Source organism: Pseudoalteromonas sp. NH0006-26 (genome assembly GCF_057552415.1).
The window spans coordinates 48,770-60,441 of the sequence record NZ_BAAJMJ010000009.1; the positions used below are offsets into that span (position 1 = coordinate 48,770).

Below are 11,672 nucleotides of genomic sequence, written 5' to 3' on the forward strand. Positions count from 1 at the left end.
ATTTCATGGCATTATGGGGCGGACGTTTTTCTACGGGTCCAGATGAAGCATTTAAACAGTTTAACGATTCACTTCCCTTCGATTATCAATTAGCAGAGCAAGATATCATTGGCTCTGTTGCATGGGCTGGTGCACTTGAACAAGTGAATGTGTTATCTAACGACGAGCACAAAAAGCTGGTATCGGCACTTTATGAGTTACTTGAAGAAGTAAAAGCAGAACCACATGCGGTTGCCACCTCAGGTGCTGAGGATATTCATTCTCATGTTGAAGCTGCGCTAATTGAAAAAGTGGGTGATTTAGCTAAAAAATTACACACAGGTCGAAGCCGTAACGATCAAGTTGCTACCGACTTTAGGTTATGGTGCCGCGATACCGCCGATCATATTTTAAAAGCAATTGCACAATTAAAAGCTGAATTTATTAGTTTGGCTGAACGTGAACTTGGCACAATACTGCCAGGTTATACGCACTTACAGCGGGCACAGCCCGTACTGTTTAGCCATTGGTGTATGGCTTATGTAGAAATGCTTGAGCGTGATGAAAGCCGATTACAAGATGCCCAAGCAAGAATGAACTACTGCCCACTTGGCAGTGGTGCACTTGCTGGCACTGCATACCCAATTGATCGCCATGCACTTGCACAAGGGTTAGGCTTTACCGGTGCGACTAAAAATAGCCTTGATGGCGTTTCTGATCGTGACTTTGTGGTTGAGCTATTAAGCTGTGCGTCTATTTCTATGATCCATTTATCGCGGATGTCTGAGGACCTGATTTTTTATAACTCGGGAGAAGCTGGCTTTATTGAACTGGCCGATAATGTGACCTCGGGTTCATCTTTAATGCCACAGAAAAAAAACCCAGATGCATTAGAGCTAATTCGTGGTAAAACAGGGCGGGTGTTTGGTGCGTTTAGCGCAATGATGATGACCTTAAAAGCACTGCCACTTGCTTACAATAAAGATATGCAAGAAGACAAAGAAGGCATTTTTGATGCCATGCCAACGTGGCTTGCGTGTATTCATATGGCACAAGCGTGTATTAAAGGCATTAAAGTTAAAGCAGATAAAACACTTGCAGCGGCAAAAGGTGGCCACGCAAATGCAACCGAACTGGCTGATTACTTAGTGGCTAAAGGTGTTCCGTTTAGAGAAGGGCACCATATTGTAGGGGTATTGGTGCAACTAGCCATTAGTGAAGATAAAACGTTAGAGCAACTTTCTCTAGAGCAGTATAAATCAGTAAACCCCGTGTTTGAGGATGATGTCTATCCGGTACTTGAAATTGATGCCTGTATTAAAGCACGCCAAGCGCTTGGCGGTACATCATTAGAGCAAGTAAGCAAAGCGGTGAAAGACGCGAAAAAAAAACAGCAAATAACGGTTCGTGATGCCAACTTAGATGACGTAGAAGCAATTGCTAAACTCGTACAGCACTGGGCAACAGTCGGCGAAAACTTACCGCGTGCTAAAAGTGATATGGTGCACTCAATTAATGAGTTTGCCGTAACTGAGATAAACGGTCAGGTATCGGGTTGTGCTTCGCTATATATTTACGATACAGGATTAGCTGAAATACGTTCATTAGGCATTGACCCTAAAAGCGCTGTAACAGGGCAGGGGCGAGAACTGGTCGAACATTTGTTGGTAAAAGCCAAAAAATTGGCACTCAATCGTGTCATCGTTCTGACTCGTGTTCCTGACTTTTTCGAAAATCAGCGCTTTAGTTTCTGTAGTAAAGAGAGCTTACCTGAAAAAGTCATGAAAGATTGTGAGTTATGTTTACGTAAAGAAAACTGTGATGAAGTCGCAATGGAATATATGTTAAAGCCAAGTAATAGCATGGAGATCCCCTGTAAAAACGTGGCTTAAGCAATCCCTAGGATAAAAAACGCACGGTGACCCCGGTGCGTTTTTTTTTGAGTAAAATAAAATAATTTTTAAATTAACATACTATTAATTTAAAGTTGGCATATCGTTTGCTTTTATTATTCTGTAGCGTGTTGTTGAGTCAATTAATCAACGTAGGCAATACGTTACTGCAGTTATTTAGTAACTGCTTCAGATGGTGTGATTTAAATTTGCGCCAATAATAAATTTAACACTCAAAAGGATTAATCACATGCAAATTTCAGCGAACAGCCAAGTACAAATGCAAGCATACAACAAAACGCAACAATTAAAGCCTGCAATGGAACAAACTGCTAGCCCTAAAACCCTACAATCTGATACAGTAAGTATATCTCAAGAGGCGATGGCTGCTGCAGGCGGAGCGGATCTTCAGCGAGGCGGTGGTATTGTAGTTCCTATTAAACCAAAGTGATAATTAAGGTTTTCGATGTTTTTAACTGAGTTTTTTGGGTTGTTCTCCCTATCCGCCTTTGTGATGTGGGGTTTTTTAATGGCTTTTTTCTTTAATGTGTTTGTATACACTTTAGAAGTTAAAAGAGGTACGACCCTATTGCTCAGTTCATTTGTTATGATGATCTCTTATACGCTATCAGACTACTTTCTTACTTGGCTTTCTTTAAAAAATACATTGTATCTAGATTGGGCAATATACGATGTTGTAACGCTCGTAGCACTTTCAATAGTTTACTTTTTTATAAAAAAAACGACTCGATCATTTTTATACTTGATTACAGGCTTATCAATAAATTCACTCTTCTTTTTTTCTATGTATTTAGATATTTACATTTATGGAAACACTGATCCTTGGATATTCTGGGATGTTTACACTTTTACTATAAATGTAGTTGACCTTATAATGATCATTGCTTTAATCGTAGACCGTGACTTTCTTGGCTTACACATCCTTAAGAATAAACTCATTTCTTTATTTAAAAACCCTGAGCTTAATCAAATCCGATAAATGTATTATGTTGACTTGTTTTTAGCAGATTATATCGATGCATTTATACAGTGGGGCTTTTTAATGGCCATGTTGTACACTTTGGTATCGAGTATAAATACGCCAAATAAATCTTTGGTCTATTTAGCCACAATCATGTTTTTTTCCTACCTGCTAAGTGACTTCCTTTACATTTTTCAAAACGCTTATTTGAACTGGATTTTTTTTGATTTTGCCACAATCCTAATCATTTTTTTAGCATTACAGGTTTCAAGTTTTCAAAGCTCTGTAGCTAAAAACTATATTGTAAGCGGTTTAATTATAAATGCATGTTTAACTTATGCTATTTATGTAGATCTTTATATAAACTGGAATTCAGAGCCTTGGTGGTTATGGAGTCTATACTCCATGGGGGTTAATATTATTGACTTAATAATGATTATTGCTATTTTTATCAATAAAGACTTTTTAGGGCTAATGAAACTTAAAGGTCGTTTATTTAGATCACGCACTGAGTTTAAAAGCCTATAATGACGGATCTATTATGGCTGCTTGTTAAAGTTGGCGAGAATTTAGGTAATTTTATATTGTGGTTATTTTTAATCGCTTTTCTATTTAACCTTTCTTCGAGCATTAATAAACAAGATAAAAGTTTACTGCATATTTCATTAATAATGATGATCTCTTATTTTCTAAGTGCATTTTTAAGCCTCGAAACTTCTACTTATAAAGATTATTTCATATTTGATCTCACAACTATTTTGATACTTTTTTGTGGCGAAAAATAACGTTGCAAAACACGCCTATTGCTTTTTATTACTTAATTCTGGGGTTGGGGATTAATACCTGTTTATTTTTGGGGATGCATTATGATGTTCAAGTTAAAGGCAACATTGATTACTGGTGGTTTTGGGCTGCATACGGGTTTGGCGTTATTCTCTTTGATTTTATAATGGCCTTGGCACTATTTATCAATAAAGATTTTTTGGGCTTAGTGAGGCTTAAGAACGTTTTGTTTCCAGTAAGAGCGAAGCTACCTAGCGCAATGTAATGATACGCTAGGTGTTGTGTTTAATGCTTGGTTTTCCCCAGCCTAGATTGCAGGGCTTTCATTACTATGGTGTCAACAAACTCACTCACATCCCCGTTATGGCGCGCAACTTCTTTTACCAAGGTTGATGATATAAAAGTATTACGCTCAGCAGGTGTTAAAAATACACTTTCTAAATCAGGGTTTAAACGGCGGTTCATATTTGCGAGCTGAAATTCATAATCAAAATCAGAAACCGCTCTTATGCCTCTGATCAGTACATTTGCATTATGGTCGCGAGCGAGATCAGCCAGCAGTCCTGAAAAGCCAATGACCTTTACATTATCTAAATGGCTTAAAATTTCATTCGCTAAATCAACGCGTTCTTCTAAAGTAAAACACGGTTTTTTACTTGGGTTATGAGCAATAGCTACAATAACGGTATCGAACATTTTAGCCGCACGCTGAATTAAATCAGTGTGGCCGTTGGTAAGAGGGTCAAATGTGCCTGGGTAGATTGCGGTCACTTTCATAATATTTACTGTGTTATTATTTTTAGCCGTAGTGTAGCAGTGTTTAGTGTGCAAAGCAGCCTTGTGAGTAAATTGTATATAACTGCAGCTGCGCAGTGTTACAAATGCAATGATTTGTTTATACTAGGCGGATTATTTTAATGCAGCATCGTATTTTCGAAAATTGAGTAATGAGTATATGAATACCAAGGATAAAATAATTCAAACCAGTATTTCATTGTTTAATGAACATGGTGAAAGAGCAATATCTACTAATCATATCGCATCGAGTTTAGGTATGAGTCCGGGTAATCTGTACTACCACTTTAAAAATAAAGAAGACATTATTCGCCATATATTTGCACTCTATCGCGATCATTTAAGTACTCATTTTAAGCCAGTCAATAAAGGTGATGATGCTTTTGAACATCTCGGCCCTTACTTAGATTCATTGTTTGAATTAATGTGGCGCTACCACTTTTTTTACGACAATCTTGGCGATATTCTCGCTCGCGATAGCCATTTAAAACAAGGTTACATTGATTTTCAGCAGGAGCTACTTGAGCAAGTGCGCAACATTATTTTGGCCTTGCGTGACAGTGAAATAATTACCATTGATGAACAAGATGCAATCGAGCTTGCTCATACGCTAAAATTAACGGTCAGCTTTTGGACACCCTATATGAAAGCAAGAAGACTCAGTGGCGTGCTGGTTGAGCAAGATATTTACCCTGGTATTGTAAAAGTACTGACTTTATTTAAAGCCTATAGCACCGAAAAAAGCGCAAATAAAATTAATCAGTTAAGAGACAAGTACACTCTTTTAGCAAATTCAGCTCCCCAGAATCCTTAAGCCCGTTAAGTTGGTTAGTTCCTAGGCGTTAATTTTTTTGCTATAATCCGCCGCGCCCAATACCTGGGTGCGCGAATTCCCGCAGTCTAAGAGTTAAACTATGCTTAAATTTATCGTCAAACTTCACCCTGAAATAGCCATTAAAAGCCGTTCAGTCCGTAAACGCTTTACTAAAGTGTTAGAAAATAACATTAAAATTGTATTGCGTCGTGTTGACGAAAAAGTACAAGTACGTAATAACTGGGATAACATTTCAGTTGTTACAAAACTAGACGATGCTCAAACTCGCCTTGATTTTATCGATAGTTTGCAACGTATTCCTGGCATCGTACAGTTTATTGAAGTAACCGAAACAGACTTCAAAACCCTTGATGACATTTATCAAAAAACCATCGCGTTAGTTGGCCATACTATTATTGGTAAAACCTTTTGTGTGCGTGCTAAGCGCATAGGTCAACATGATTTTACTTCAACTGAACTAGAGCGCTACGTTGGTGGTGGGCTTAATCAACACGTTGAAGGTGCGCGAGTAAAGCTAAGCCGCCCTGAGGTAACAATTCGTTTAGAAATTAAAGACGAAAAAGCTTACATAGTGACGCAAACCCATTTAGGAATGGCGGGCTTTCCACTGCCAACACAAGACGATGTATTATCGCTTATGTCTGGTGGGTTTGATTCTGGCGTTGCCAGTTACCAGATGATCCGTAAAGGCGCTCGTACACACTTTTTATTCTTTAACTTAGGTGGTGCTGCCCATGAAATTGGGGTTAAGCAAGCGAGCTACTACCTATGGAAACAATACAGCTCTACGCATAAAGTTAAGTTTATTACTGTTGATTTTGAACCAGTTGTTGCGGAAATTTTAGAAAACGTTGAAAACAGCCAAATGGGTGTTGTGCTTAAACGTATGATGATGCGAGCGGGTAGTGCCGTTGCTGAAAAACTAAATATTCAAGCTTTGGTAACGGGTGAAAGTATAGGTCAGGTGTCTAGCCAAACCTTAGCTAACTTAAGTGTTATTGACCGTGTAACCGAAACGCTGATTTTACGTCCTCTTATTCAACATGATAAGCAAGAGATCATCAATATAGCGCGCCAAATAGGCACTGCAGAAATGGCTGAGACGATGCCTGAATACTGTGGTGTGATCTCTAAAAAGCCGACAGTTAAAGCCAAAATTGAAGTCATTAAAGCAGAAGAGGAGAAGTTTGATTTTGATGTATTAAATACCGTTATTGATAACGCCCGTGTTATGGATGTGCGCGATATTGATGTTGAAGCTAAGCAAGAGCTTAAAGAGGCTGAGTCAGTTACAGAGTTACCTGAAGGAGCGGTTGTTGTTGATATTCGCTCACCTGAGGAAGAAGATGCCGCACCGCTTGAAATTGATGGTATTGAAGTTATCCATTTACCGTTTTTCCGTTTAGCAACTAAGTTTGGTGATTTACCTAAAGGCAAAGACTATTACTTATATTGCCAAAAAGGGGTAATGAGCCAGTTACAAGCGCTTATTCTTCACGAAGAAGGCTTTACCACTGTAAAAGTCTATCGTCGTTAATGGCTAAATATTTTAAAAGCGCGGATTTATTCCGCGCTTTTTTTTGCCAGAATTTCAGTGAGTAAATCGTCGTTATACGGGGTCGCAATATTATGTCGCTTGCCTTGCTCACTAATATAACCACAAATTGCCATGATCTCAGTTTGCCTATTGTGCATAACGTCTTGATGCATAGATGAGTAATTCTCTGCGGTTAAACTCATTACCTTGTAGGCGCGCTCGAGGGCATCGATAAGCTTAATATTAAGTTTTAGCGCGGTCGCAATAAGGCACGCCTCTGTTAATAAATTAATAATTGAGCTATTGAACTGTGGCGCACGCAACTGGCCATTTTTTATATTGTACAGAGCGGTTAATGGATTTATGGCAATATTAACTAGTAGCTTTTCAAACCGCAGTTGCTCAATATTGTTGCTGACAATTAATTGCGGAATAGTGTGTAATTGCGCACTAAACTGTTGAAGATTTTGAATAGCTAGTTGATTACAGCCCCCTAATACACTTTGCCCGTTTCCAGTATGCTGCACAATATTAGGGTTTGACTTAAATCCAGCCATGCTAGTGGTTAAAAAGTACAACGATTGCTGCTGTGTTAACTGTGCATTTAATTGTTCAACATTACCCATGCCATTATGACTTAGTACAATATGAGCACTCTTGCCTAGAAAAGGTTTTACTTGCGCATAGGCTTGTTGCACTGCAAACGCTTTAACAGTGAATAAAACAATGTCAAACTCGGGAGCTTGAGCTAATTGCTGTTGTGAGATGAAAGTAGCGTTAATTTTTTCCGAAGGAGCATCACCACAGCTATAAAAGCGCGTATTGACTGTGCCCTTTTTGGTAAGGATGTAAACAGTGTGACGTTTAGCTAAAAAATGGCTAAATAACAAGCCAATAGCACCATCACCAACAACAAGTATGTTAGCCATAACGCTTCTTTTTACGTAGTGTTAATAGCGCTTTAGCTAGAAAGTAGCTTGCCGCACCAATAAAATCGGCAACAAAATCGGCCAGTGATGCTTGTCTGTAAGGGAGGCTATCTTGCATAATTTCTATTGCGGCACCATAGCCAGCTAACAGCAATATTTGTGCATATAAAGGCAGTTTAAAGGCTTTATCCATAATAATGGCAAGTAAAAAGAAAATACCAAAATGCGCCACTTTATCTATATGCGGAAATAAGTTTGCAGCGCCTTTTACCTCTTTAGCAAATAAGAAGGTAAATGCGACAATACTAATTAAAAAAATAGCTTGGTAAACACGCCTCGTCACAAAAAATCCTAAAATCGTATAAAAAAGAAGCCTCAGTATATCAAACTAAATTAGTATCGCACCTGAACAAGATGCAGAAAAGTGTAAAGATTTATCATTTTAACGTTATAATTGCCGCATAAAATTAAGATTAGCTAGTTAGGAGAACATCATGCCTTCATTTGATATTGTATCTGAAGTAGAAATGAACGAAGCACAAAACGCGGTTGATAACGCCAATCGTGAATTAGAGACTCGATTTGATTTTAGAGGGGTCGATGCCTCAATTGAATTAAACGATAAAACAATTAAATTAAAAGCTGAAGCAGATGCTCAGGTTATGCAGTTGTTTGATATTTTAGCTGGTAAAGTTTCTAAGCGTGGGATGGATGTTGCGAGCCTAGAACTTCAAGAGATTTCTCGCGCAGGTAAAAATGTTTTTCGTAACGTTGCACTAAAGCAGGGCATCGAAAAAGACATGGCTAAAAAAGTCGTAAAAGCGATTAAAGATTCTAAAGTAAAAGTGCAAGCGGCTATTCAAGGCGAAGAAGTACGCGTAACGGGTAAAAAGCGAGATGACTTACAAGCTGCTATGCAAGTTGTGCGCACTGCCGATTTAGGTCAGCCGTTTCAGTTTAAAAACTTCCGCGATTAATTTATTGTTTCGAGCTAGGCGCTACAGGCGCTTAGTTCAAAGCAACATGTATTTAGCCAAACACGTTATATTGTTTGGCTTTTTTATTTTTAAATCTATGATAATTACCGAACCCCGAACCCCGAACCCCGAACCCCGAACCCCGAACCCCGAACCCCGAACCCCGAACCCCGAACCCCGAACCCCGAACCCCGAACCTCGAACCTCGAACCTCGCAACCCAACTTGTAGATGTTTAGACGTCCGTTGACATTTTTTAGTAAACAGATAACAATAGCAGCCTATTTTCAAGGTGCTTGCTAAACACTTCAACGGTGTGATTTTTTTAGTAGGATAATCGGGAAGTTGGTGCGTTTTCATTGATGAAGTCAATCCCAACACTGCCCCCGCAACGGTAAAGTTATGCTGTATTTAACTATGGCAACTGAGTCCGGAGACCGGCCTTGATGTAATCTTACTTACTAACATCTTTGCGGTGGGCAGAGATAGGGAACATCATGATAAATAAAACTGCATTGGGTGTGGCCATTTCGGCTGCGCTGTCTTTTTCTGCATCTGCAGAACAAACCATTGAAAAAATAACCGTTACTGCTAATAAATTTGAACAACCTATAAATGATGTATTAGCAAGTGTGGCAGTTATCGACCGCGCTGATATTGAAAAAGCGAATTACCGAGACTTACCTGCAATATTAAATACCATAGCTGGGATTGATATTGTCCGTAACGGTGGTTTAGGTCAAAAGGCAGATATATTTGTTCGCGGTGCCAGCGCTAAATATACCTTAGTACTGGTTGATGGTGTAAGAGTGAGCGATGCAAGCTCAGGTAGTGTATCGCTAACTAATATTCCAGTTAATAGTATCGAGCGTGTTGAAGTTATTAAAGGTGCCAGAGCAGCTATTTATGGCTCTGATGCGGTAGCCGGAGTAATTAATATTATTACCCGTAAAGCCTCAAATAATACGCTTTCGGCTACTTTGGGCAGTCATAGTTACAGTAATTATCAGCTTGCTGGTGGGCTTGCAAAAGAGGCGCTTAGCTTTAATTATAATCTAGGCTATGAAGAGACAGATGGTTTTGATGTTACTGGCAAAGACCCTGTGGCTGAATACACCAAAGATCACGATGATGATGGCTACAAAAATAAAAACATTGGCTTTAATTTAGCGTATGAACTGGCTGAACTAGGTGAGTTGAGCTTACAGTCTCAGTACAGTGAAGGTGAAGCGCAGTATGATAACGCATGGGGTAACGATGCCTACGATTTTGAAAACTATACCGCTAAGCTAGGCTGGAAAAAAGCCTCAGAAATATATACCCAAAGTACTTCATTGAGTGTATCGCAAGAAGAAAATACCCAAACTGGCACCGATGTGCAACAAGTGTATAGCACAGAGCGTGTTGAGTTTGAATACCGCGGGCTTTATAGCCTAACGCAAGAACTTGATTTATCAGGTGGTTTTAATTACTTGTCTGAGGATTTATCAAACTCGTCAGCAACGTCATCAGAAGAAAAACGCGATAACAACGCGTTGTTTATAGGCGCGTTTTATAGTCATCAACAATGGTTAGCAAATGCGGTTATCAGAACCGATGATTATGACTTCCACGGCCGTGCAAATACTTACAGTACTGGGCTTGGATATAAAGCGAATCAGTACGTAACGGTACGTTTAAATCATGGCACTGCATTTAGGGCGCCGTCTTTAATTAATGCGTTTGTAACTAACAGCCCATACTACCTACCAAATAATAATATTAAGCCTGAGGAAGCCTTAAATAATGAGTTTGGTGTTACCCTAGAAACTCAATGGGGGCGTTATGATATTGCTATTTTCGATAACCGTATCAATAATTTAATTAGTAATAATTATGATGCAGACTCAGGTAAATATATTGCAACTAACATAGATAAAGTATCTATGCAGGGGATAGAATTGTCGGCTGAGTTTTCAGCGTTAGGCTTTGAACACTCTGTTAATGTTAGTTTTTTAGATGCTACAGATGAAAAGACGAATACAGATTTACCACGCAGACCTTCTGAATCGTTTAATTATCAACTCGCTAAATCATGGGGCGATTTTGATGCCAGTTTAGATATGCAATATCGATCATCGCGTCCATCAATTGCGTATTATGATTCTGAACTCGCTGGCTATACGGTATTTAATTTAGCAGCCAATTACCAGTTGCTTGAGAATTTATCGTTAGCTGCTCGAATAGAAAATATTACTGATAAAGAATATTTTACTGCAGCAACAGGGTTTGCTGCCAGTGGTGAGCTATTAGGTTATAACAGCGCAGGAAGAACTTTCTTTGTGGGGGCAAATTACCAGTTTTAATTATCACTTTTAGTTGCCGAAAAACAAATAGCCCAGCAAATTGCTGGGCTATTTGGTTAGCGCTTTAAAGCACTTTATTCACTTAAAAATTCGCTAAATTCGGTTTCAAACTTGTGCAACTTAGGCGCAATTAAAATACTACAGTAGCCTTGTTTTGGGTTTTCATTGTAGTAGTCTTGGTGAAAACTTTCAGCAGGGTAAAAAGTGGTTGCTGGGCTTACCTCGGTTACTATAGGCTCGCTAACATGAGTCTGCAGCTCTGCAATAACGGCCTGTGTTTGTAATTGTTGTTGCTGATCATGGTAATACACAACGCTGCGGTATTGAGTGCCTATATCGTTACCTTGGCGGTTTAACTGGGTAGCATCATGCAAAGTGAAAAACATCGCGAGTAATGTTTCAAAGCTGATAATGCTGGCGTCAAATTCAACCTTAACCACTTCGGCATGCCCGCTATTGCCTGTGCAAATAGCTTTGTAGGTCGGGTTATCAGTGTGCCCGCCTGTGTAACCAGAACATACACTGAGCACCCCTCTAACACGCCTAAATGCCGCGTCAATACACCAAAAACAGCCGCCGCCTAGTGTTGCTACCTGTGTGGTCGAACTCATAAGTACTT

At 39.2% G+C, this 11,672-nt stretch carries 12 protein-coding genes and 1 riboswitch; of the genes, 8 read left to right on the top strand and 4 right to left on the bottom strand.

What is annotated here, in order from left to right; genetic code table 11:
- Positions 1–5: 5 nt before the first annotated feature.
- From argH to AC27JR_RS13575, 4 genes are all read left to right on the top strand, one after another.
- Positions 6–1,871, top strand: a complete 1,866-nt coding sequence (argH, locus tag AC27JR_RS13560; protein ID WP_487173899.1) for an argininosuccinate lyase — start codon at positions 6–8, stop codon at positions 1,869–1,871.
- Between the two features lie 250 nt (positions 1,872–2,121).
- Positions 2,122–2,322, top strand: a complete 201-nt coding sequence (locus AC27JR_RS13565) for a hypothetical protein (protein ID WP_487173900.1) — start codon at positions 2,122–2,124, stop codon at positions 2,320–2,322.
- Between the two features lie 15 nt (positions 2,323–2,337).
- On the top strand, positions 2,338–2,871 hold the full coding sequence (locus AC27JR_RS13570) for a hypothetical protein (RefSeq protein WP_487173901.1): 534 nt from the start codon (positions 2,338–2,340) through the stop codon (positions 2,869–2,871).
- A gap of 63 nt (positions 2,872–2,934) precedes the next feature.
- The gene (locus AC27JR_RS13575) at positions 2,935–3,381 is read left to right on the top strand and encodes a hypothetical protein (protein ID WP_487173902.1); all 447 of its coding nucleotides are present in this window, start codon (positions 2,935–2,937) and stop codon (positions 3,379–3,381) included.
- Positions 3,382–3,921: 540 nt separating this feature from the next.
- Here AC27JR_RS13575 and coaD read toward each other — a convergent pair.
- Positions 3,922–4,413, bottom strand: coding sequence for a pantetheine-phosphate adenylyltransferase (gene coaD / locus AC27JR_RS13580; protein WP_024601870.1), 492 nt, complete (start codon positions 4,411–4,413; stop codon positions 3,922–3,924).
- Between the two features lie 178 nt (positions 4,414–4,591).
- On the opposite strand from coaD, the gene AC27JR_RS13585 reads away from it, so the two are divergent.
- Positions 4,592–5,245, top strand: a complete 654-nt coding sequence (locus AC27JR_RS13585; RefSeq protein WP_487173903.1) for a TetR/AcrR family transcriptional regulator — start codon at positions 4,592–4,594, stop codon at positions 5,243–5,245.
- A 100-nt stretch (positions 5,246–5,345) separates the two neighbouring features.
- A complete protein-coding gene (gene thiI / locus AC27JR_RS13590) occupies positions 5,346–6,803 on the top strand; it encodes a tRNA uracil 4-sulfurtransferase ThiI (protein ID WP_010391044.1) in 1,458 nt (485 codons plus the stop codon).
- A 26-nt stretch (positions 6,804–6,829) separates the two neighbouring features.
- Here the strand turns inward: thiI and AC27JR_RS13595 are convergent, their stop codons facing one another.
- Positions 6,830–7,732 carry a ketopantoate reductase family protein gene (locus tag AC27JR_RS13595; RefSeq protein ID WP_487173904.1) on the bottom strand — a complete coding sequence of 301 codons (903 nt, stop codon included), beginning with the start codon at positions 7,730–7,732 and terminating at the stop codon, positions 6,830–6,832.
- Positions 7,725–8,075 (bottom strand): VanZ family protein, encoded by a 351-nt coding sequence (locus AC27JR_RS13600; protein WP_076920196.1) that lies wholly within the window; start codon positions 8,073–8,075, stop codon positions 7,725–7,727. Before AC27JR_RS13600 ends, AC27JR_RS13595 begins: the two co-directional genes overlap by 8 nt.
- Before the next feature lie 151 nt (positions 8,076–8,226).
- Between AC27JR_RS13600 and AC27JR_RS13605 the strand changes: the two genes are divergently transcribed.
- The gene (locus AC27JR_RS13605; protein WP_008113183.1) at positions 8,227–8,709 is read left to right on the top strand and encodes a YajQ family cyclic di-GMP-binding protein; all 483 of its coding nucleotides are present in this window, start codon (positions 8,227–8,229) and stop codon (positions 8,707–8,709) included.
- A gap of 293 nt (positions 8,710–9,002) precedes the next feature.
- Positions 9,003–9,168, top strand: a riboswitch (cobalamin riboswitch).
- A gap of 37 nt (positions 9,169–9,205) precedes the next feature.
- Positions 9,206–11,053, top strand: a complete 1,848-nt coding sequence (locus AC27JR_RS13610) for a TonB-dependent receptor domain-containing protein (RefSeq protein WP_487173905.1) — start codon at positions 9,206–9,208, stop codon at positions 11,051–11,053.
- A 74-nt stretch (positions 11,054–11,127) separates the two neighbouring features.
- Here the strand turns inward: AC27JR_RS13610 and msrA are convergent, their stop codons facing one another.
- Positions 11,128–11,664: a peptide-methionine (S)-S-oxide reductase MsrA gene (gene msrA / locus AC27JR_RS13615; RefSeq protein ID WP_487173906.1), complete on the bottom strand. Its 537-nt coding sequence runs from the start codon at positions 11,662–11,664 to the stop codon at positions 11,128–11,130.
- Positions 11,665–11,672: the final 8 nt, after the last annotated feature.